This window comes from Methylococcus sp. ANG (assembly GCF_040730495.1).
Lineage (GTDB): Bacteria > Pseudomonadota > Gammaproteobacteria > Methylococcales > Methylococcaceae > Methylococcus.
Genome location: NZ_CP160399.1, coordinates 1,941,497 through 1,961,965 on the forward strand (window position 1 = coordinate 1,941,497; position 20,469 = coordinate 1,961,965).

A 20,469-nucleotide genomic window follows, 5' to 3' on the forward strand; every position below is an offset into this window, starting at 1 on the left:
CGCGGCAGTACGCTGCCGGCACGACAAGCAGGAGAATCCGCATGGCAATCGCAATACCGGAGGTAGACAGCTGGTACGAAGAAGGGGAAACCGGCAGGCAATTCCGGGTCGTGGCCCTGGACGACGCGAGCGACACCATCGAGATACAGTACCTCGAGGGAGAATTGAGCGAACTGGACCGGAACTCGTGGGACCAGGCCGCGATCGTCGAGATCGAAGCTCCGGAAGACTGGAGCGCGCCTTTCGACGACGTGGAAACAGACGATCTGGGCTACAGCGACCCCGATCTGCATCTCCCCGACACGGACGCTCTGACGCTGGACGACGTGCTGGAGGACGAGGACAAGGAGCCGTACTGAGGGAGCGGCTAGCCGGGAAACGGACGATAGCGTTCCAGCAGTCCGAGGTCTTCCGCCGCCGCCCGGCAGGTGATACAGCCGTCGTAGGTGTTCACGGCCTTGGCCAGTCCCGGATCGGCCCGCAGGCAGGCTTCGCCTTCATCGGCCAGGCGCAGCAGATAAGGCAGGGTCGCGTCGGTCAGCGCCAGGGTCGAAGTGCGCGGGTAGGCGCCCGGCATGTTGGTCACGCAATAGTGGATCACGCCGTGCTCCACGTAGACCGGATGGGAATGCGAATGCGAGGTCGGCCTGGACGTCTCCACGCAGCCGCCCTGATCGATGCTGACGTCGACGATCACCGATCCCATCGGCATCGACCTCACCATGGCGTCGGTCACGATGTAATCGGCACGGGCACCCGGCTGCAGCACCGCCCCCACCACCAGATCGGCATCGCGCAAGGTCTCCGCCAGGCGCGCGCCGTCCGAGAGGAAGAACTCCAGCCCCGGAGCCCGCCGGCACAGGGCCTCGCCCTTCTCCGGCACCAGCCCCATGACCTGGACGTTGGCGCCCATGCCCCAGGCGGTGAGGGCGGCATGCGAGCCGACCACGCCATCGCCGATCACCACGACCTTGCCGTGGCGCACACCCATGACCTCGCCGAGTTGCACTCCCCTGCCGCCGTTGAAGCGCGCCAGATAATAAGCGCCGACCTGAGCGGCCATGTTGCCCGCCACCGCACTCATCGGCGCGAGCAGCGGCAGACGCCCCTGCGCGTCCTCCAGCGTCTCGTAAGCCACCGCCGTGGTGCCGCCGTCCAGCAACGCCCGGGTCAGGCCGGGATCGACGCCGGCCAGGTGGAAGAAGGTGAATACCGTCTGCCGCTTGAGGTAAGGGTATTCCGACGGCACCGGCTCTTTCACCTTGACCACGAGTTCGGCGGCCCAGGCACCGGCCGCGTCCGCCAGCCGCGCTCCCGCCGCCAGATATTCCTCGTCGGCAAACCCCGACCCGAGGCCGGCCGAGGCTTCGACGAGCACTTCGTGTCCGGCCCGCACCAGGGCCGCAACCCCTTGCGGGGTGACGGCCACACGGTTTTCCAGGTCCTTGATTTCCTTGGGTACGCCGATTTTCATGAGAAAATGTAACTGCGGATTTCCTGTTCGGTTTTCTGAACCAGATTCTTGTCCAGGGTCTTGCTGACCAGCTTGGCGGTGGGACCGCTCAAAGCCTGCCGCAACATTCCGAGAAACTCGGGCCCCGCGATCAGGATGAGCGAGAGGCAATCGCCATTGACCCGCGCCTGCTCGAGGCGCTCGGCCACCCGCTTGGCGAAAACCTGCGCCTCATGCTGCTTGGCATCCTGCGGCTTCTCGTAGTCGTGGCGCCCCTCGGTCGAGCTGTTCAGCATCCGGCCCGGGCGGTCCGAGGTCAGATCCTGCTCTTTGGCTCGACCCTCCGCATGCACCAGATCGTCGATTTCCTTGAGCGGATTCAGTCGATTGTCGATGGCGAAGATTCGCGCACGGCTGCTCTCTGCGGCAACCACCCATGTTTTGAACATAGTGTCCTCCATGTTCCGATGGTGAATAAAGGGTGCAATCGCAAACGGATTGTTTCCGGCCTCGGCCGGATCCGCTTGACTTCATTCTGCCACAATTGAGCCGGCTTGGATCGCCCGGCGACCCGCTAAAGCATGGCCGAGGCGGCATGCGCCGCCCCCAGCAGGGCGGGCTGGGGATGAACGGCCACCCGCACCGGCAGCCCCCCCAGCAGGGAGGAAAGCCTTCCCTTTGCCGTGAAGCCGGCCATGAATTTCCCGGTTTGCAGGACGGGGAGGATTTTCGGCGCGATGCCCCCGCCGACGATCACGCCGCCGAGCGCGAGCGATTTGAGGACCAGATTCCCGGCCTCCGCCCCGTAGATCGCCGCGAACAGATCGAGCACCGCGGTGCAAAGGGCGTCATGCCGTTCCAAGGCCCACTTGGCGATGATCGGCGCACGGTCGGGGGCGCCGGCCAGCGCCGCATGCAGCGCCTCGCTTTCCGGGGCCACGCCGGCGTGGCGCAGGTAGTCGTAGAGATTGGCCAGCCCCGAGCCGGACAGTATCCGCTCATAGCTGACGTGCCCGCAGAAGCGGTCCCGCAGAAAGGTGAGCAGCCCTTCTTCCAGGGGGCCGTTGGGGGCGAAGTCGCTGTGCCCGCCTTCGGTCGGCAGGGCGTGGTAGCGCTCGCCGTCCCAGTACAGAATGGCCTCGCCCAGCCCCGTCCCGGCGGCGATCACCGCGATGTTGCCCGGCCGCGGCCGGACGGCATGGGGGTTCAGTTCCACCCAGTCGTCCTCGCCCAGCCGGTAGGCCATGCCCAGTGCCATGGCCTGGACGTCGTTCAGCAGGCGCACAGCGCTCACACCCGTTGCCTCCGCCAGTTCCCGCTCGGACAGGACCCATGGCAGATTGGTGATTTCGCAACGGCCTTCGCTCACCGGTCCCGGGACGCCGAAACAGGCGACTTCGGGCATCCCTGCCCCCTGTCCCCGCAGGAACTCCGCCACGACCGCCTCCAGCGAGGCGTAGTCCGCGCTCGCGAAAATCGCCTCGCTCAGGCTGACCAGCCTGTCGCCCCAGCAGTCGAACAGCCCGAGGACCGTCTTGGTGGCGCCGATGTCTCCCGCCAGCAGCACACTCTTCGCCCCGCTCAACGGATCAGTCCCCCGCGTAGTCGTGCACGGACTGGACGCTGTCGCCCGGCCCGAAACCGACGACGCTGTAGGCGTCCTTCCGCCCGCCCGCTTCCATCCCCGGCGTACCGGCCGGCATCCCGGGCACGCTCAGGCCCAGGAGCGGCGCTTTGGCGTCCAGCAGCTTGCGGATGTCCGCCGCCGGCACATGGCCCTCGATGCGGTAGCCGCCGATCACCGCGGTATGGCAGGACGCCAGATTCTCCGGTACGCCCAGTTCGCGCTTTACCGCCGCCATGTCGTCCTTGACGATGTCCTTGACGGCGAAACCGTTCGCCTGGATGTGTTCCACCCACTTCTTGCAGCAGCCGCAGGTCGGGCTGCGGTATACCGTCGCCTCCATGGGCGCGGGCTTTTCCTTGGCGGACAAAGGAAGGGCGGCGCACAGTGCCAGCCCCAAAAGTATCGTTCTGCGCATATGGGCCTCGGTGCTTGGTTTGTGGATCAGTCGCCGTGCAAGGTGGCGACGAGGGAGCGGGCTCCGCCGTGCGTCCGGTGCTCGCCCAGATAGATTCCCTGCCAGGTCCCCAAGGCCAGCCGGCCCTGCCGCACGGGAACGGTCACGCTGTTGCCGACCAGGGTGGCCTTGATGTGGGCCGGCATGTCGTCATCCCCTTCCAGGGTGTGGCGGTAATAAGGGGCCCGCTCCGGTACCTGCGCCAGCAGATAGGATTCGAGATCGCGGCGCACATCGGCGTCGGCGTTTTCGTTGATGGTCAGGGAAGCGGAGGTGTGCTGGATGAAGAAATGGGCCAGACCTTGGCGAAACCGCTCCAGCTCGGGCAGGTTCGCCGTGATTTCCGCAGTGATCAGATGGAATCCCCGCGAGCGAGGCTTGAGAACGATCGTCTTCTGAAACCACATGAATGCGACACTGCCGCCCTACACCCGGCGTAATCTACCACAGGCCGGCCGGAAGCGGGTCAGGTGTCGCGCTGGCCGTGGACGGTCAGCAGCAAACGCCGGGGCATTTGACCCAGTCCGCGGGGGAAATCCAACACCTGCCTCGCTTTCGGGGTGGTGATGGCGACGGCATAGGGCGGCACCAGATCGGGGGATGCCGCGACGCGATACATGCCGTCGGAAGCTTCCGTTTCCCCCTCTCCCCGCGCCATATCGAAGCGCCGCGGTTTGGGAGCGCCTCCGTAAGGGCAAGCCAGTTGCAGCCCGCCGGTTTCCTCTTCGACGGCACCGGCGTCCAGGATGCGGAGCCGCAACACCGCATATTCGGTCCGGTGCCAGTCGCACCAGCGGCAGGTCAGCTGGGTGACGTCCCACACCCAAGTCCGGTAGCCCGGAATGTCCTGGGCCCAGGAAAGCAGAGAGCGGAAGTCGAAGTTTTCGAAATCGATGCCGCGCGTCACATCGAGCCGCACCATCTGCCGCAGCAAGGTATCGACGAAACCGCCCAGGGCCGCGTCGGGCTCGCGGTGGCAGACCCGCAGGTCCACGCCCGGCTTGCTCTCGCGGAACAGCTCATCCGCGTCCTCGGCTATTGCAGCCACCAGATCCGCCTCACCCTGTGCGATGACTCTCGCCAATGCCGCCATGTCTTGCCTCCATCGAACTGGAACCGCTCGAGCGCGTATCGTTTCCCAAGCAAGGTTCACTCCAACCTGAAAGCAAGCATAGCCGGAGAATATGACAACTTGTATTCCTCAACGGCGAAACGGCGCGTTTCGGAACCTCTCCTAAGGGCCGGCAACGCGGTGCAGTTCCAGATCGGCGCGGTCGGGATGGCCGAAAGTCAGCACCGGCACACCATGCCGGGACGCGAGCACCGTCTCGCCGTCCTGCTTGACCACGGCCCTCACCCGGTAATGCCGGTCTTCCGCCACCACCCGCCGGTCGAACGACACTTCGAAGGACACCGGCGACGAACCGGGCCAGGTGTCCTCGGCCATGCCGACCAGCACCGGCCGGACGTCGTGGCGTGTCACGTCTTCCAGGCTGACGATCAGTTCCGCGTTCGGATTCAGCTCCACGCGGTCGCGCCAGCTCACCGTGCCGGTGACTTTGGCGAAATGGGGATTGGTTTCATCGCTGTGAAACAGGCTGCATGCGGACAGGAACAGCGGCGCAGCCAGTGCGAAAGCCAGGAATTTCATCGGGACTCCTTTGAGACATGGGGAAGGAAGAAACACCGCTCAGCCCACCTGCCGCGCGACGGTATGCCTGAAGCGGGCCAGGGCCAGCAAGAAAAACAGCGCGCCGATGCCGGCCATGATCAGGAACTGCGGCCAGACGGCTGCGAAACCCGCGCCGCGGTAAAGCACGGCCTGCGCGATCTTGACGTAATGCGTCGAGGCGAAAAACGCCATCACCCGCTGGATCGGTTCCGGCATGCTGTCCAGAGGAACGGTATTGCCGGACAGCGTGGTGATCGGAAACACCACCAGAATGCACAGCAGCCCGAGTTGGGGCATCGAACGTGCCACCGTGGCGAGGAAGATGCCGATCGCGGTGGAAGTGAACAGATACAGCGCCGTGGCGGCCAGGAACAATGGCAGCGATCCCGCCAGCGGCACGCCGAGCACGCCCTCCACGACCAGGGTCAATGACAGGCCGACCGCCACGACCACCACCAGGCCGTTGGCCCAGATCTTCGCGCACACGATCTCGAAGGGCCCGAGCGGCAGGGTCAGCAGGTGCTCGACGGTGCCGCGCTCCCGTTCCCGCATCAGCGCGGCGCCGGAGGTGATGATGGAAAGCAGATTGACCACGTTGATGAGGACCATCACCGAGACGAACCAGCTTTCTTGGGCATTGGGATTGTAAAGGGTGCGTATCGCCAGATCGACGCCGGCATCCGCAGGGGTGACCCCGTTCCTGCCGAAACCGGCGGCCTCTTCGCGGATGATCCGTTCGATGTAGCCGGCGCCGATGCCGGCCTGGCTCATCGCCGTCGCATCGACGTTGACCTGGATTTCCGGCTGTCTTCCGGCCAGAAAATCGGCCTGGAAGCGGGGCGGAACGTCGATCACGAAGGCGTAGCGGCCGGCGTCGAGCATGCTGTCCACCTGGTCCATCGGCAGCGGATCGGGCAGCAGGAAATAAGGCTGCGGCAGGGCGGCGACGATCTCCCTGGACAACTCGGAGCGGTCCTCGTCCACCACCGCCACCGCCCCGTTCCGGAGCTCCAACATGCCGCGGCTGGCGGGAATGTAGATCATCACGGTGAAGCCGTAGACGATCAGGATCAGCATGGCCAGGTCGCGGCGGAGACTGGCCAGCTCCTTCAGCCCCAGGCGGAAAATCGTGCGCAGACGTCCCCCTTTCTTCATCACGGCATTCCGGTCGGAAATGCGGCCGGGCCGGAGGGAGCCTCATTCACATAAAGATGGTGTGGTTTTTCCGTCTGGTCCATAATTGCCACACGATTGACGCCGTGTTTCCCCTGCATGACACAATGCGGCGCATCGTTCACACGTCGATATACAACTATATCAGGAGGACCGATGGACCTTTCAGTTATCGCAATCGCAGTGGGCCTGCTGGCTTATGTGCTCTACGCAGTCTATTCCTCGCCCGCCCCCGGGAAAGCGGCGGCGGCCTCGGCGCCGGCAAGCGAGGCGGAAACCGCCACGCAGGACGAATCTCCGATCCTGGCTCAAACCGCGGCGGCGGCGCCGGAAACCGCCTCCGAGGAGCCGGAACCGGCAGCCGCCGATCCCAGTGACACCGTGATGTCGCTGGAAACGGAAGCAGCCGCGAAGGCCGCCGCAGGCTGACCGATCATCACGCCGTCGGGCGGAACCGCCATCCGCCCGGCCGGCTCAGCGTCCCCGCGAGGGAAGCAGGAAGAGGCTGAGCCCGAGGTAGGCCAGCACGAAGACCAGCAGCACCGCGTGGTTGAGGTACAGCTCGGGGAACCCCAGAGCCTTGGTGAACGCCCCGACGCTGATGGTCAAAAACCAGGACGTCGGAAACCCGTAGCCCATCACGGCCGCCGCGCCCGTCTGCGAAGCCGCAGGCGCCAGGAAACCGGAAAAATTGATGGCGGGCACGATGGACAGCAGGAACGCCGCGAACAGGGCGGCGATCTGCGAGCGCGTGAATGCCGAAATCAGCAGTCCCCAGCCGGTGGTCCCCGCAACCGCCAGCACGGCGCCCAGCAGCAGGGCCGACAGGTCCCCCTTCACCGGTACGCCGAACAGCCACAGCGCCAGCGCAATCAAGGACAAGGCGTTGACCAGGCCCACCACGACGTAGGGGAGCTGCTTGCCCAGCAGGAACTCCAGACGGGTCGAGGGCGTGGCATACAGATTCGTGATCGACCCCATCTCCTTTTCCCGCACTACGCTGACCGCCGTGAGAATCGGCGGGATCACCGCCAGCATCACCGCGATCACGCCCGGCACCAGAGCGTAGACGCTCTTCAGATCCGGGTTGTAGCGGAAACGGGTTTCCACCCGCAGCGGCGGCGCCACGCCTCGGCCCGGGCTTTCGTCGATCATGTCGCTGCGGAAGCGGGCGTGCACGGCCTCCACATAACCTTGCACCGTGTTGGCGCGGAACGGGATGCTGCCGTCGATGCGGATGCCCACTTCGGCCGGACGCCCCGCCTTGAGGTCCCGCCCGAACCCCGGCGGAATCTCCACGGCGAAGTTGAGCTGCCCCCGCGCCATCCGCCGCAGGAGGTCCTCGTCGTCTCGCAGCGGCGCCCGCTCCTCGAAATAGCGCGAATGCGCAAAGTGCTCCAGATATCGGCGGCTTTCCGGCGTACGGTCGTAGTCGAGGACCGCGTAGGGCAGATGCTCGACGTCCAGCGAAATCCCGTAGCCCATGACCACCATCAGCAGCATCGGCCCTATCAGCGCAAAAGCCAAGCGGATCGGGTCCCGCGCCAGCTCCATGGTCTCGCGCCAGACATAGGCCTTGAAGCGGCGGGGACTGAACCAGGGGCTGGCTTCGGGTGCCGAGCCGGCGACTCCCGAGGCGAAGGAAGGAACGGTCGCGGCTGCGCCGGGCGGGGGAATGCTCTCCCGTTCCAGGCAAGCGATGAAGGCGTCCTCCAGCGAGGGCACCCCCGCCTCCCGCACCAGCTCGGCGGGTGCGCCCTGGGCGAGCACCCTTCCTGCGTGCATCAGCGAGATGCGGTCGCAGCGTGCCGCCTCGTTCATGAAATGGGTCGAGATGAAGATCGTCACGCCTTTCTCGCGCGACAGCTCTACCAGAATCTCCCAGAAACGGTCGCGGGCGACCGGATCGACGCCCGAAGTCGGCTCGTCCAGGATCAGCAGCTCGGGCTCGTGGACCAACGCCACCGCCAGCGACAGGCGCTGGCGGATACCCAGCGGCAGCGATTCGGCCAGGGCGTCCTGGTGCGCGGCCAGGTCCATGCGGGACACCAGCTCCGCGATCCTGGCTTCGAGCGCGGAAGGCGCCAGACCGAAGATATGGGCATGCAGTTCCAGGTTCTGCCTGACTGTCAGCTCGGTGTAGAGCGAAAACCCCTGCGACATGAAGCCGATGCGGCGGCGCATCGCCGAATTGCCCGACGCCACCGGCTGGCCGAACAGCGAGGCCGAACCGGCGCTGGCCGGCAGGAGGCCGGTGAGCATCTTCATGGTCGTGGTCTTGCCACAGCCGTTCGAGCCGAGGAAACCGAAGATTTCGCCGCGCTCGATCCGGAAGCTGACCCCGTCCACGGCCAGGAAATCGCCGAAGCGGCGGGTGAGCCCGCTGGCCTCGATCGCCGCCTCGCCCCGGCCGTTCCACCGCGGCGGGATCACGAGCGCCTCATGCCCCCGCCTTTTTTCCGGCGGCAACAGGGCCACGTAGGCCGACTCCATGTCGGCGGTGCCGGTGCGGGCCAGCAGTTCCGCCGCGGTCCCGATCGCGAGGACGCGTCCGGCGTCCATGGCGACCAGACGGTCGAAGCGCGCGGCCTCCTCCATGTAGGCGGTGGCGACCAGGACGCTCATGCCCGGCCGCTCATGCCTCAGCGTGTCGATCAGCTCCCAGAACTGCCGCCGCGACAGCGGATCGACGCCGGTGGTCGGCTCGTCGAGAATCAACAGGTCCGGTTCGTGCAGCAAGGCGCAGCAGAGGCCGAGCTTCTGCTTCATCCCGCCGGAAAGCTTCCCGGCCGGACGGTCGCGGAAAGGCGCGAGCCCCACTGCCGCCAGCAGACGCTCGATCCGCCGCCGGCGCTCGTCTCCGGCGAAACCGAACAAACGGCCGAAGAACTCGGCGTTCTCCCACACCGAGAGCGTCGCGTACAGGTTGTGCCCCAGCCCCTGCGGCATGTAGGCGATGCGGTAGCACAAGCGCCGGTGCGCCTTCGGATCGGCGATGTCCTCGCCGAACACTTCGATACGCCCCGCCTGGCGCTCCCGGACGCCGGCGATCAAACCCAGGAGGGTCGATTTCCCCACCCCGTCCGGACCGACGAAGCCGGTCAGCCCGCCGGCCGGCAATTCCAACGAGATGCCCGCGAGCGCTTCGACCCCGCCGTAGCGGTGGCGGCACTCCTCGACCCGGACGATGGCGCTCATCGCTGCAAGGGCGGCCAGGACGCCTCCGGCGAAAGTTTGACGTAAGCCACGCCGGGCATGCCGGGCTTGATCAGACCGCGATGGGCGCGGAGGAATTCCGGATCGACCTGGGCCTTCAGGCGGAACATCAGCTTCTGCCGCTCGCTCGAAGTCTCCACCTGCTTGGGCGTGAACTGGGCCTTGGGCGAGACGAACACCAGCCGCGCCGGCAGCGGCAGGTCCGGCAGGGCGTCCAGCACGATGCGCGCCTCGCCGCCGATCGCCGCCTGCCCGGCTTCGGCCTCGCCGAGGTAGAGAATCATGTAGACGTCGTTCAGATCGATGAGGGTCAGCGCCTTGCCGCCTCTGGGGAGCACCTCGCCCGGCTCCGACAGTTTGTACAGGACCCTGGCCTCCTTGGGGGCCAGGAGCACGCTCTCCCGTACCACCGATTCGATCCGGCGCTTTTCGGCGGCGACGGCGTCGATCCCGGCTTCCGCCTCGCCGATCCGCGACTGGGCCGCATCGAGCCGGGCGACGGCGTTCCTCAGCTCGGTGCGGTCGTGATCCAGTTTCTCGGCCGAAACCGCCGCCTGTTCGACCAGGCGGGACGAGCGCCTGAAGATGTTCTGCGCCAGTTCCAGATCGTGCCGGGCCACCCGCAGCATCTGGCCGGCATAATCGAGCGATTCCCGCGCCCGCTTGAGCTCCGCCTCGATGTTCTGCAACTGCGCCTGTTCCTCACTGGTATCGATGCGGACCAGCGGCTGGCCCGGAGCGACGTCGTCGCCCTCATACACCAGCACCTCGGCGATACGCCCGCCATACTTGGCGCCGACATCGATCTCGGTGGCCTCCAGGCGACCGTTGCCGCGGGCGATGCCGGGCGGCAACTCACGGGCATGGCGGTCGCGCCAGACGCCGAGACCGACGGCGCCGGCGACCAGGAACACTGCGACTAGGGCGATAACAGCTTTGTTCACGCGGACCTGTCCGATTTCGCCAGCGCCAGCTTTAGCACCGCCATGGCGGAACGCGTCCTCTTTCGTCCATCATCCTTCGGCAATGGCATCCTCACCCACACCTGTTCATCCCGAGCGCTCCTTGAGTTCGCGGAGTCGGGGCAGCGGCACGGGAATATCCCTGCGAATAACGCTCCAAAGCGTATCGTTGTCGATTCCAAGATAGCCGTGAATCAGACGATTACGGGTCGCCACGATCAGCCGCCAGGGAATTCCGGGATTCGCTTGGCGCACGCTGTCCGGGATATGAGTGGCCGCCTCCCCGATCAATTCGAGATTGCGCACCGTAGCGTCGTAGGTGATGCCGCTGGCTTCAAAACCGGCTTGGTCCAGTCCCTCGCTGTAGGTCATCACCCTTTCCGCAAAATTGATCATATCGTCGATATAAAACCGCCATTCGCGCAACGGCGCACCATCGCCCTCAGACATCGACGGCCTCCCGCTCGATGAAAGGCCGCAGTTCCGGGCGCAACGCTTTTTCGGTCACCAGGTCCACCGGCACCCCCAGCAGATCTTCCAGATAGAACTGCACTCCAAAGTAACGCTCCGAGGTCGCAGGACCGTCGAAAGCGACGAGGACATCCACATCGCTGTCTTCCCTCGCGGTTCCTCGCACTGTCGAGCCGAACAACGCCAGACGAGTGACCCCGAACCGGCGAACCAGCTCGTCTTTATGTTGAGCGAAACTCTGCATGGCGAAAGATCGGTTCATACTGAATTCGGGAAAAAACCGACGATGACGTCATGATGCCACCTCACGGAGCCTTCCGGGATGACGAATGCAGTCTCTCCGGTTCAATACCGAATCTCGACCTCCGCCGGTGCGGCCTCGATCCTCAGCTCGGCGCCGGCAAAACCGGAGACGCCGGCGCCGTTCACCTTCGCCGCCTTGATCGGCCTCCCCGCCGGCGGCCGTATCCGGATGCCGCCCGGCGGCACGGCCAGACGGCCGTCGATGTGAAGCTTCAAGGTTTCCGCACCTTCCGCCCGCAAGCCGTAATCGAGCGGGCCGTAGGCGGTCGGCAGGCGGCGGACGCCGACTTCGGCGTTGGCTGCATTGTATAGCCATTCGGCCGGAATTCCGGCGGCCAGCACCAGGGAATCCTCGGCATCGTCCTCATAGGCGAAACAACTGCGCAGCGAGCGGATGAACTCGGCGCCGATCCAGGAATGCGGCATGTCGCCGATGAAGCGCGGCGCCTCGGGGTGGCGCCAGACCACCTCGGCCCAATGGCGCCAGGCTTGCGGACGCTGGTCGCGCAGCAGGGAACGCAGGACCTCCCAGGCGTCGTCGCGCCGCCCGAGCCGCACCAGCGCCTCGGCGATGCGCACCTCGTACGGGGTGTAGCCGTCGTCGCCGTCGCTGTCGCGGCGCTTGCGGAAATGCGCGAGATAGTCGTCGAAGGTCTTGGCCAGCGCGGCCTGTGGCAGCCTTCCGGCCTCGCCCCCGATCGACACCATGATGGCGACGGCGTTGGGGTCGATGTCGCCCAGGTCGGCCGAGGCCGGGATGTAGTCGATGCCCTTGCGGACCATGGTGGCTTGCAGCGCGGCATGGAGATGGCCGCGGAACTCCGCCAGCATGTTGCTCCAACTCTCCGCGTGGGTCTGGTCGCCCAAGGCCTTGGCCAGCATCACCGCGTCGCGGATGCCGCGCAGGGTCCAGAAGTCGTCCCAGAACGCGTGCACCGGCTGCGAGGCATAGCCTTCGTGGCTGATCGAGGCCGGCATCAGGCCATAGAAAGCCTCGTCCTCGCCGCTGAGGTAGCGCTCCGTCATCCGCTGGTGCCTGAGTGTGTCGATGTACCCCAGGGCAGAGGTCACGTGCGGCCATAACGTCCGCACGAACTCAAGATCGCGGCTGTAGCGGTAGTACTCGGCCAGGGTGTAGACGAACTCGCCGTGGCTGTCGTTCTCCGGCACGCTGTCCGGGCCGCGGCTGTCGACGCAGCAGGGAATGGCGCCTTCCGGGGTCTGGAAGCGGGCATACCATTCGAGGAAGCGCTTCACCTCCTCCCCGCGTCCCAGCATGAGCAGGGCCGAGGACATCAGGGCGCCGTCGCGGATCCAGGTGCGGGCATAGGTCCGGGAACCCGGCTGCAAGGCCGGACCGTCGCGGTTCACCAGGATGTAGGCCAGATTGGCCCGGAGGCTCTGCGCCAGGCCCTGTTCGGATTCCGGCAGCAGGAAATCGGGCCCGGCCAGCGCCTTCCGCCAGTAGCCGACGGCTTCCTGCCACAGGCGGTTGCCCAGCGTCTCGCCTTCGGCCTTCAGCGCCGCTTCGACGGACGAGGACGAACCCTTCTTGCGTTCGGGAACGGCGATGAAGACTTCCCGTGCCGCACCCGGCGCCAGCGCCAGGTCGAACACCCAGGCCCCCGATGCATAACCGGCGGAATCGGAAACCGCGGTGCGCGATGGCAGGCGGGCTTCGCCCAGGAAGTCGGTGATGTCCCCCTGGTCGAAACCTGCGGCACCGAAGCCGTCGGGCAGACTCATCGCCACCAGCGCATCGGCGCCATCCACTTTGAGCACGCGACCGGCAGCCTCGATCCGGCGGATCGGACTCATCCCGCCCTTCATGTTGAGCGACTGCCAGGGCGGGTTGACCTGGAACGGACGCACGGCCAGGAAAAGCCTGAGCCGGCGAACCGTCGCGGACCGGTTTTCCACCCGGTAGCGGCCGAGCAGCACCGGAGTGTTGACCACGGTCCCGGCAAAGCCCGTCACCCTGAGGCTCAGGTCGCCGTAGTCGCGCTCCACCGTCGGCAGGGGCAGATCGCCCCGTTCCAGCGACTGCGAGGTCCGCCCCTCGCTCCAACCCAGCAGCCGTCCGTCGGCATGCAGGAACGGCTCCACCGTGAAGCCGCCCCGTTCCGTCTCCAGCGCGCCGTCCATCCCCAAGAGACCCTTGCGGTGCCCGCCGTTCGCGCCGACCAGGGTCCAGTACATCTGCTCGCCCTGGAAATAGCGCGGGTAAGCGCCGCGCGGCTCGTTGCGGGCGATGTGTTCGAACAACCGGTTGGGGGAAGCGGCGAAATCGGGCGGTTTCACCGTGAGTTCGCGGAGCGCGTAACCCTGGCCGCAGGCGCTCCGGCGCAGAGCCAGCCGGAGGTAGCGCGATTCGGTCTCCGGCAGCGGGAGGTAGTCGCGCCGGCCGTTGCCCTCCGCCACGCGGTAGACACCGCGCCAACGTCGGCCGTCGTCCGAAACCTCGACCGCATAGTCCCGCGCAGGGCAATCCCCATCCCATTCGAGAACCAGTCCGCCGTATTCGCGAAGCCGGCCGAAATCGACTTTGAGCCACTGGCGCCGCGGCTTGGGTGCGCTGCGCCACACGGTTTGCGCCTGCCCATCCAACGCCAACTCCGGGCCCTCCTCGCCGGTGGCGGAAGACGCGGAAACCCTGGGCTGGCCGCGGTATTCCACCACCGCGTCGCGCTGCTCGAAGCGGAAGTCGTCCAGCCACAGCGTACCCTTGCCGCCTGCGGCCGCGGTCAGCGCGAACTCGATGCCGCCCAGCGCCAGCAGCGGCGCACCGCCCGACGGCCCCCAGGCGAAATCGATGGCGGACTTGCGGATCGGCTGGAGCTGCCAGTCGGCAGGCAAACCCTTGGCCTCACGCCGGTGCCACCAGACGTTCTGCGCCCCCGGGTCCAGCAGCTTGAACTCCAGGGTATTGGCCGGCCCCGTGCCCTTGGCGCGGAAGCTGAAGGCATAGTTCTCCGGCAAGGGCAGTTCGAAACGCTTGCGCAAAATCACGTAGCCGGCGCCGCCGGCGAATTCGAAGTCCAGCCTGAGGCCCTTGCCCTCGAAGCCCCGGTCCTGCTTCAGTTCGAAGCGCGTGCCGGGCGAGCCTTCCGCCGTCCAGCCGGCCAGGGTCTCGAAATCATCCAGCGCCTTGATCTCGCCACCCGCAGCCAAACCCCACCACAACACGAGTCCCCAGAACCAGGCGGGACTGCGCAATACTTCAATCATCCGATCTCCAAGACTGTAGTGAATTCCTTGAGTGAGACTCAACGCTCCATGCGGTCGGTTGGGCACAAGCGAGGTCATGGAATATGATTGAATCACATCACGCGAGAACAAGGCTTCCCGTCTCGCCCCGGTCGACCAACTCACGGAACCCGTTAAGTCCATGCTTCCTAAAACCAAATTCTTGCTCGTCCCCGCCATTGACATGAAAGTCGCGGCAACCTTGATCACCCCCTCCCTTTGGGAGAGGGCCGGAGCGAGGGAAACGAGCATGGCGAACAGTCGCTTTCATCATCCGGGGCGGCTGGTCGCCATGGTCGTCAGCCTGGCTCTGCAAGGCTGCTCGTTCTCCTACAGCTCGGAAAGCTCGGTCAAGACTTCCGCCAGCCCGTTCACCTCGTCGGCTTCGATTTCCGAATCCAGCTCGTCGAGTTCGAAGTCGTCGCAGAACAAAAAGGCGCGCTACGAAAAAAGCGTCGCCGAATACACCACCGAATTCGCAAAATCCGGCAGCAGCGACAGCGTGGCGTTCTATGCCCGGGTCAGCCAGCTGGCGCAGGAATACGGCATCACCGGCTGGGACAGCGACAAGGGCACCTACGTCGCCATCGGCAAGGGCCTGGCCGCCGCCAAACTGGGCCAGCCGCAGTACGAGGCGCTGCGCCGCCTGCTGGCGAATTCCGATCCGACCCGTATGCAGTATATCGACGAGGGTTCCCGCTGATCCGGCTCGCCGTTCTCGCGCTGCTGGTTCTACCCGCCACGCTCCGCGCCGAGGAGGCCTATTCCGCCCGGATCGACTACCTCTATCTCGACGCCAACGAGGGTCAGGCGGCGGGAGGCCATGCGGCGCTGCGGTTCGGCGACGAGGTCTACCATTTCGAATACGCGGAGGGCGGCCTGATCCGAGCCGCCCGCCAGGCGTTCGAACCGTTCCGCCGGCTCTACACCGAAACCGAGAACCGCACCCTCCACGTCAGCCGGATCGCGGTGACGCCGGACGTCTACGCAGCCCTGCGTGAGAGCTTCGAGAACCGGCTGCGACGGCAGAACGCCCAGTTCGAGGTGCCGGAAGCGCTCCACCGCGACGGCGAAATCCTGGCGACGCTGGCCAGCACCGACACGCCACCGCGGCTCCTGGTGAAAGGCCTCGGCCTGTTCGAGCCGGCGCGGACGGACGTTCCCGAAGACCCGGCGCTCGCCGGCCTGCGCACCCGCGCCCTCGCCCGTTACGGGGCCGAGGGTCTCGAGACGCGCATGGCTTCGGTCGGTCAGGCGATCTTGGGGCTGCGCCCGGACCCGCCGGACGATCCGCTGCCGATGGATGCCAACGGCTCGCCGCCTTGGCGCTACCGTTTCGCCGACCGCTACCACGACCTCCTCGCCCTGCTGGAAGCCTATCGGCTGCTGGAACGCGCCGCGCCACTCCGGCACGAGGCCTACCACGCGCCGGCCGGCCGCGAATTCGCGCTCAAGCCGGGCGAAATCGAGACGCTGCGAACCTTCGCCCGCAAATTGGAGGAATCGGCGCTGGCGGCGCTGGACCAGCCACGCCCCGACCAGGGCCCCGGCCTCCTCGCCGCCTTCGCCCGGCTGGAGGCGCTGGGCAAGACCCTGCGCTACGGCCGGCTGGTGTTCCTGGATACGCTGAACGGGCGGGAAACGACCGAGCTCCCTTGGGGCAGCGCCCCGCCGGTCTTCACCGCCGCGGACGCCGACTTCCGCCTGGCCCGGCAGGAGCTGTCCAGCGGCCGGGAACTCGATGAAGTCGGCTACAGCCTGCTGGAAAACGCGGCGAACCGCCGGCTCGAGGCCCGCAAGGTGCTGGCGGGCAGGGCGCCGTTCCATCTACGCGTCTCCGCCGGACTGATGCCCTCGCGTCCCGGAAGCCCCACGGAAACCGTCCGCCCCGCGTTGGGCGCGGAGGAAATGCAAGACGCCGCGGCGGCTTTCCGCGCGGCCGAGAGCGGCCAGCGGGAACGGCTCAAACAGATCTACCGGTACCACCTGGTGGAGCGGAACTGTGTCACCGAGCTGTTCCGAACCCTGAACGACAGCCTGGCCGGGTTGAACAGGAGCGGCACCCAAGCGCTGGGCGGACACATCGAGCCGACGGCGGTCGACGCCATCCCCTTCGTCTCGGCGCAACGCGTCGAGCGTCACTACCGCGTAACGGAATCCTTCGAACTCGCATCGCGCCGCAAGCTTTTCCTGGAAACCCTCGACAGCGAAGCTTATCTGGCCGAACTCAGCCCCTTGAGCTCCGCAATTTACCGTACGAACGACGAAGACTCCCTGTTCCTGTTTTTCACCGACACGGCGGCCTGGCCGCGTCCCCTGTTCGGCGCCGCCAATCTGGCGGTCGGCACCGCCGAAGCCCTGGCCGGTCTCCTGGCCAGCCCCTTCGACGCCGGCCGCACCCTCCACCACGGCCTCCGCGGCATGCTGGTCAGCCTGCCGGAACTGGCGTTCTTCAACATCCGCAAGGGGACGTTCCGCTGAGGCGGACGCCGAAGCCGGCCACCGACCGAGACCTGTTCAACGTACCGCCCTTATCCCGCATGCAAAAGGAGCGTGTCCCGCATCTTCGCCGGTTCGAATACGACGTCGAAGCACCATTGGCCAAAACCACCCTGTTCATTCACCGCTTGTATCCAAATATCCATGGCGGCCCGTTTGGCGCGGTTCCGCTCGCTGTCCTGGCCTTTCACTTCCAGCACCAAGGTCTTGCCGTTGTTCAACCGTATCAGGTAATCCGGCACGAAATTGCGTGACGAGCCGCGATAGAGATAACGCACCTTGAAATCCAGGTGATCGTTCTTGGCCCAGGCCAATACCCACGGCTCCTTCTCGCACAAATCCGCCACGGCTTTTTCCCACACACTGTCGTAAACCACGTGGCTGATCTGCGATTTCCCGGTGGGAGCGCAAGGCTTGGTGGTGTACCAGGTGCGCATGGCGGCGGTGGAGCCGATGGGCCGCTCCTGATCAAAGCAGATCGCCAGTGTCTCGGTATTCCGCAGACGCACGAAACGATAGACGTGTCCCACCACGGTATCCATGTTCATGGCGAGCAGAATCCTCCTCCGCACCGGGTGTTGATGCCACAGACTCGGGATGTCGAGCTTGTCGCTGGCCAGAAATTGCTCAACCAGCCGGATCAGTTGCACGGCCAAGTATTGCTTGTCTCCGGAGAAACCGTTTGCGCTTTGCAGGTAGAGCTTGCGGGCGGCACGGAAGATGAGGTTTTGGAGACGGAAATCTTCCGCGGCCTTTTCCAGATCGATTTCGCTCATCTTGGAAAGATCGGCCTGGCCCGCCAGCGCCGGGGCGATTTCCGCATGGATGGGCGTCTGCATGGGGTCCAGCGTCAAGGGTTCCACCTCATCCCAATCCATCACCAAACAAGGCCGCAGCACCGTGTCCACCCGCAGCACGTTGGGCCAGCGGATTTCGTAAGAATGGCGGCCGGGCACCACTTCCACCTGAACGCTGGGCTTGGGCGGTGGCGGAGGAGTACCGCCCTCCCCCACGTCCTGGAAAATGGACAAGGGCACACCGAACACGTTCACGTACTCCGGCAGAAACAGCCCGTCCTCGTCCCGCTCGTAGGCGACGCGCCGCAGTCCCCGGCCGATCACCTGCTCACACAACAACTGGCTGGTGAAGGCCCGAAGGCCCATGATGTGGGTAACGTTGGCCGCATCCCAGCCCTCGGAGAGCATCGCCACGGACACCACGTTTTGCAGCCGCTGCCCCGGCTTGCCGCGCTTGCCCACCGTATCGACGATGGCTAACCCGCCTTGCGGCGGCCTTCAACGACATGAAGCACGCGGCCGTGGGGGTCTTGCTCCCAGTGCTGCTCGGGTTTGGCATAGGGGGAATTGATGATTAAAGAACGCATCGCTTGGCCGCGTTGACGAGGTCTTTCGCATTGAGGATAGGTTGCGACCAGTCGCAGACTTTCAGGTCCTGGCGTTCCTCAAATTCGATGGCGGAACCATGCCGGGTCGTACCTTTGGGTACAGTTTTCCTTTCGCCGCCGTAGCACAGCACACCAAAGAATTGCGGCACGGGGGTATCGCACTTCTTGTGTAGCTTGAGCAGGCCAAACAAAAATTCCGTAATCAACTTTCCCGTTTGCATTTGCAAGAGGTAATTGCCAGCATTGCCCGTCTTCATTTCCAGCAAAAAGACATACAGCACATCATCGCGGCTGACTATCAAGATGGCGTCGACTTTGCTCGTTAAGCCCGGCTCGCTAGGTTCGATAAAAGGCAAAGTCGGATCTTTCGATGGCGCTCCGTCTTTGGTCTTCGCCCGCTTCTTGTCAATGACCAAGCACACGCTGTCGGACAAACCGCCAACAGCGATTTCCAGCTTTTGCCCGCTGTTTTCATCGACCAATGCGTAAGATTCGCCAGATTTTTCCTGGCGAAAATCGCTTTGGACACAACGTTGAACTGCCTTGATGGTTTCAAGTGCTGGATTGGACATCCGAGTCCTCCGAGCTATCGCGGCGCGTGTAGAAAATCTCGTCGCTCGAACGGTTTAGCGCATTAATGACGTTGTCGAACGTCGCGGCGATGATGCCCTCGTTTTCGTCAATCTCCATGGGCTGAATGGAGCCGCGATCAAACAAATAAGCGGCAACGTATTCCGGATTTAGAAAGTCGCAACCTTCGTAGTGAAACTTCTTAATCAAATCCTCCCGCCCTGGAAATGGTGTATTCAGCATGATCAAGTTATTGATTTCACGCACCATATAGTCGCTATGGGTGGATATGACCACGCGAATCCCGGCATTCACCAATTGCACCAGCAGCTTGGCGACCTTGCGCTGATTATCAGGGTGCAAGTTCAGCTCCGGCTCATCGATCATTAGCGTGTCGCCGGGCTTTGCCTCATGCTCCAAATAGAACCACAGACCGAACAAACTCTTGGCCGTGGACGATGTCATATGCAAACCCAATTTCGGGGCTCCTTTCGTGTTCCGACTGATGACGCCCGGCGTAAAAAATATGTTGCCCTCCGCATCCACGTCGTATCTGCCGCCGGCAATCTGCTTCACCTGTTCCGCCCAATGGTGAAGGGTATTGTTCCTCTGTTTGCGCAGTTGATGGATGACGTTTAGCCAGTCGATGTAGTCCGCAATCGGTTCGGCGTAACGGGAACTGATGACGTCTTTTATCAACTTCGCCACGTCGATTTCAGGTTTCGTCGCATGATGCAGCAGCGCCGTGCGTGTACTTGCAAGCTCGCGGAAAAACAGATGCAATCCGTTGCGCTCGGCGGGCATTAGAAAGGCTTTGTTGTCTCCGTCCAAATCCAGCAGGAAGTCCATTACCGCGTCGGCGATGCGGAACTTCAAGTCGGGTAATCGCTGTGCCAGCAAGGTAAGCTGAGCATGGTCTTCGCCCGCCGCTTTGTAAATGCGGAGAGCGTCGTTTTTCTCGCGTCCGATGGAGAGACGAAAATCAAAAGCCTTGCTTTTGCATCTCTCGGCCAAACGGGAAGACGAGATTTTCAGGTTGAAAGCAGCAGGCTTGAGCAGCTCGGCTTCGGTGCTGAATATCCTGGGTAGCCGCCCGTTTGTTCCCTGATGGATAATGTCGATAACCCCTTGGCCGTGCTTGGTTAACCAGGCAACCATATCCCACTGGTACTCTCCCTGCTCGGCCAGCGTTTTGGCGATATCGCCGATTTCCGGCAAGGGCGCACCTTGGGCGAACCGGCTGAGAAAACCATACAGAGCATACATCACCCACGTCTTGCCGGCATTATTCGGACCGCACAGCAAAGTGAGCGGCTTAACGGTAAACGTGCTGTCGGTCTTAATCGGCCCAAATTGCCTTACGTCAAAGGCAAGTTCGGACAGGGGAAATGCTCCGGTGTTTGGCAAATCGTTCATGG

At 64.6% G+C, this 20,469-nt stretch carries 21 protein-coding genes; 4 read left to right on the forward strand and 17 right to left on the reverse strand.

What is annotated here, in order from left to right:
• The first annotated feature begins 41 nt into the window (after positions 1 to 41).
• Positions 42 to 359: a DUF6763 family protein gene (locus ABZN20_RS09305; RefSeq protein WP_367027442.1), complete on the forward strand. Its 318-nt coding sequence runs from the start codon at positions 42 to 44 to the stop codon at positions 357 to 359.
• Between the two features lie 8 nt (positions 360 to 367).
• On the opposite strand, the gene ald is transcribed toward ABZN20_RS09305, so the two are convergent.
• The 8 genes from ald to ABZN20_RS09345 form a co-directional block, all read right to left on the reverse strand.
• Positions 368 to 1,474, reverse strand: a complete 1,107-nt coding sequence (gene ald / locus ABZN20_RS09310; RefSeq protein WP_367027443.1) for an alanine dehydrogenase — start codon at positions 1,472 to 1,474, stop codon at positions 368 to 370.
• Positions 1,471 to 1,902, reverse strand: coding sequence for a host attachment protein (locus ABZN20_RS09315; protein WP_218807620.1), 432 nt, complete (start codon positions 1,900 to 1,902; stop codon positions 1,471 to 1,473). The genes ald and ABZN20_RS09315 overlap by 4 nt, the downstream gene beginning before the upstream one ends.
• Before the next feature lie 125 nt (positions 1,903 to 2,027).
• Complete coding sequence (gene glk, locus ABZN20_RS09320) at positions 2,028 to 3,038, reverse strand: glucokinase (RefSeq protein WP_367027444.1); 1,011 nt, start codon at positions 3,036 to 3,038, stop codon at positions 2,028 to 2,030.
• Positions 3,039 to 3,042: 4 nt separating this feature from the next.
• On the reverse strand, positions 3,043 to 3,495 hold the full coding sequence (locus tag ABZN20_RS09325) for a DUF411 domain-containing protein (RefSeq protein WP_367027445.1): 453 nt from the start codon (positions 3,493 to 3,495) through the stop codon (positions 3,043 to 3,045).
• Positions 3,496 to 3,521: 26 nt separating this feature from the next.
• Entirely contained in the window at positions 3,522 to 3,941 is a 420-nt protein-coding gene (locus tag ABZN20_RS09330) for a secondary thiamine-phosphate synthase enzyme YjbQ (RefSeq protein WP_218807622.1), read from the reverse strand.
• A 59-nt stretch (positions 3,942 to 4,000) separates the two neighbouring features.
• A complete protein-coding gene (locus ABZN20_RS09335; RefSeq protein ID WP_367027446.1) occupies positions 4,001 to 4,627 on the reverse strand; it encodes a DUF1826 domain-containing protein in 627 nt (208 codons plus the stop codon).
• Between the two features lie 141 nt (positions 4,628 to 4,768).
• Entirely contained in the window at positions 4,769 to 5,185 is a 417-nt protein-coding gene (locus ABZN20_RS09340) for a YbaY family lipoprotein (protein ID WP_367027447.1), read from the reverse strand.
• 39 nt (positions 5,186 to 5,224) lie between these two features.
• Positions 5,225 to 6,361 carry an ABC transporter permease gene (locus tag ABZN20_RS09345; RefSeq protein WP_367027448.1) on the reverse strand — a complete coding sequence of 379 codons (1,137 nt, stop codon included), beginning with the start codon at positions 6,359 to 6,361 and terminating at the stop codon, positions 5,225 to 5,227.
• Between the two features lie 174 nt (positions 6,362 to 6,535).
• On the opposite strand from ABZN20_RS09345, the gene ABZN20_RS09350 reads away from it, so the two are divergent.
• Positions 6,536 to 6,808, forward strand: a complete 273-nt coding sequence (locus ABZN20_RS09350) for a hypothetical protein (RefSeq protein WP_367027449.1) — start codon at positions 6,536 to 6,538, stop codon at positions 6,806 to 6,808.
• A 45-nt stretch (positions 6,809 to 6,853) separates the two neighbouring features.
• On the opposite strand, the gene rbbA is transcribed toward ABZN20_RS09350, so the two are convergent.
• From rbbA to ABZN20_RS09375, 5 genes are all read right to left on the reverse strand, one after another.
• Complete coding sequence (gene rbbA, locus ABZN20_RS09355) at positions 6,854 to 9,577, reverse strand: ribosome-associated ATPase/putative transporter RbbA (protein WP_367027450.1); 2,724 nt, start codon at positions 9,575 to 9,577, stop codon at positions 6,854 to 6,856.
• Positions 9,574 to 10,539, reverse strand: a complete 966-nt coding sequence (locus ABZN20_RS09360; protein WP_367027451.1) for an HlyD family secretion protein — start codon at positions 10,537 to 10,539, stop codon at positions 9,574 to 9,576. The genes rbbA and ABZN20_RS09360 overlap by 4 nt, the downstream gene beginning before the upstream one ends.
• A gap of 105 nt (positions 10,540 to 10,644) precedes the next feature.
• The gene (locus tag ABZN20_RS09365; protein WP_367027452.1) at positions 10,645 to 11,007 is read right to left on the reverse strand and encodes a DUF86 domain-containing protein; all 363 of its coding nucleotides are present in this window, start codon (positions 11,005 to 11,007) and stop codon (positions 10,645 to 10,647) included.
• Complete coding sequence (locus tag ABZN20_RS09370) at positions 11,000 to 11,290, reverse strand: nucleotidyltransferase family protein (protein WP_367027453.1); 291 nt, start codon at positions 11,288 to 11,290, stop codon at positions 11,000 to 11,002. Before ABZN20_RS09370 ends, ABZN20_RS09365 begins: the two co-directional genes overlap by 8 nt.
• 83 nt (positions 11,291 to 11,373) lie before the next feature.
• A complete protein-coding gene (locus tag ABZN20_RS09375) occupies positions 11,374 to 14,559 on the reverse strand; it encodes a discoidin domain-containing protein (RefSeq protein ID WP_367027454.1) in 3,186 nt (1,061 codons plus the stop codon).
• A gap of 268 nt (positions 14,560 to 14,827) precedes the next feature.
• On the opposite strand from ABZN20_RS09375, the gene ABZN20_RS09380 reads away from it, so the two are divergent.
• Positions 14,828 to 15,280: a putative lipoprotein gene (locus ABZN20_RS09380; protein ID WP_367027455.1), complete on the forward strand. Its 453-nt coding sequence runs from the start codon at positions 14,828 to 14,830 to the stop codon at positions 15,278 to 15,280.
• Between the two features lie 29 nt (positions 15,281 to 15,309).
• Here ABZN20_RS09380 and ABZN20_RS09385 read toward each other — a convergent pair whose 3' ends face one another.
• Positions 15,310 to 15,531 (reverse strand): hypothetical protein, encoded by a 222-nt coding sequence (locus ABZN20_RS09385; protein WP_255556565.1) that lies wholly within the window; start codon positions 15,529 to 15,531, stop codon positions 15,310 to 15,312.
• A 15-nt stretch (positions 15,532 to 15,546) separates the two neighbouring features.
• Between ABZN20_RS09385 and ABZN20_RS09390 the strand changes: the two genes are divergently transcribed.
• Positions 15,547 to 17,058: a hypothetical protein gene (locus ABZN20_RS09390; RefSeq protein ID WP_367027456.1), complete on the forward strand. Its 1,512-nt coding sequence runs from the start codon at positions 15,547 to 15,549 to the stop codon at positions 17,056 to 17,058.
• Between the two features lie 50 nt (positions 17,059 to 17,108).
• On the opposite strand, the gene ABZN20_RS09395 is transcribed toward ABZN20_RS09390, so the two are convergent.
• The 3 genes from ABZN20_RS09395 to ABZN20_RS09405 form a co-directional block, all read right to left on the reverse strand.
• Positions 17,109 to 18,335: a hypothetical protein gene (locus tag ABZN20_RS09395; RefSeq protein ID WP_367027457.1), complete on the reverse strand. Its 1,227-nt coding sequence runs from the start codon at positions 18,333 to 18,335 to the stop codon at positions 17,109 to 17,111.
• A 112-nt stretch (positions 18,336 to 18,447) separates the two neighbouring features.
• Positions 18,448 to 19,053 (reverse strand): hypothetical protein, encoded by a 606-nt coding sequence (locus ABZN20_RS09400; protein WP_367027458.1) that lies wholly within the window; start codon positions 19,051 to 19,053, stop codon positions 18,448 to 18,450.
• The gene (locus ABZN20_RS09405) at positions 19,034 to 20,467 is read right to left on the reverse strand and encodes an AAA family ATPase (protein ID WP_367027459.1); all 1,434 of its coding nucleotides are present in this window, start codon (positions 20,465 to 20,467) and stop codon (positions 19,034 to 19,036) included. Before ABZN20_RS09405 ends, ABZN20_RS09400 begins: the two co-directional genes overlap by 20 nt.
• Positions 20,468 to 20,469: the final 2 nt, after the last annotated feature.

Excerpts from the sequence above, each read along its gene's own strand:
- ABZN20_RS09365 (WP_367027452.1), bottom strand. The coding sequence starts at position 11,007 with ATGTCTGAGGGCGATGGTGCGCCGTTGCGCGAATGGCGGTTTTATATC.
- ABZN20_RS09405 (WP_367027459.1), bottom strand. The coding sequence starts at position 20,467 with ATGAACGATTTGCCAAACACCGGAGCATTTCCCCTGTCCGAACTTGCC.
- ABZN20_RS09375 (WP_367027454.1), bottom strand. The coding sequence starts at position 14,559 with ATGATTGAAGTATTGCGCAGTCCCGCCTGGTTCTGGGGACTCGTGTTG.
- rbbA (WP_367027450.1), bottom strand. The coding sequence starts at position 9,577 with ATGAGCGCCATCGTCCGGGTCGAGGAGTGCCGCCACCGCTACGGCGGG.
- ABZN20_RS09305 (WP_367027442.1), top strand. The coding sequence starts at position 42 with ATGGCAATCGCAATACCGGAGGTAGACAGCTGGTACGAAGAAGGGGAA.
- ABZN20_RS09325 (WP_367027445.1), bottom strand. The coding sequence starts at position 3,495 with ATGCGCAGAACGATACTTTTGGGGCTGGCACTGTGCGCCGCCCTTCCT.
- ABZN20_RS09345 (WP_367027448.1), bottom strand. The coding sequence starts at position 6,361 with ATGAAGAAAGGGGGACGTCTGCGCACGATTTTCCGCCTGGGGCTGAAG.
- ABZN20_RS09335 (WP_367027446.1), bottom strand. The coding sequence starts at position 4,627 with ATGGCGGCATTGGCGAGAGTCATCGCACAGGGTGAGGCGGATCTGGTG.
- ABZN20_RS09350 (WP_367027449.1), top strand. The coding sequence starts at position 6,536 with ATGGACCTTTCAGTTATCGCAATCGCAGTGGGCCTGCTGGCTTATGTG.
- ABZN20_RS09315 (WP_218807620.1), bottom strand. The coding sequence starts at position 1,902 with ATGTTCAAAACATGGGTGGTTGCCGCAGAGAGCAGCCGTGCGCGAATC.
- ald (WP_367027443.1), bottom strand. The coding sequence starts at position 1,474 with ATGAAAATCGGCGTACCCAAGGAAATCAAGGACCTGGAAAACCGTGTG.
- ABZN20_RS09340 (WP_367027447.1), bottom strand. The coding sequence starts at position 5,185 with ATGAAATTCCTGGCTTTCGCACTGGCTGCGCCGCTGTTCCTGTCCGCA.
- ABZN20_RS09400 (WP_367027458.1), bottom strand. The coding sequence starts at position 19,053 with ATGTCCAATCCAGCACTTGAAACCATCAAGGCAGTTCAACGTTGTGTC.
- ABZN20_RS09330 (WP_218807622.1), bottom strand. The coding sequence starts at position 3,941 with ATGTGGTTTCAGAAGACGATCGTTCTCAAGCCTCGCTCGCGGGGATTC.
- ABZN20_RS09380 (WP_367027455.1), top strand. The coding sequence starts at position 14,828 with ATGGCGAACAGTCGCTTTCATCATCCGGGGCGGCTGGTCGCCATGGTC.
- ABZN20_RS09370 (WP_367027453.1), bottom strand. The coding sequence starts at position 11,290 with ATGAACCGATCTTTCGCCATGCAGAGTTTCGCTCAACATAAAGACGAG.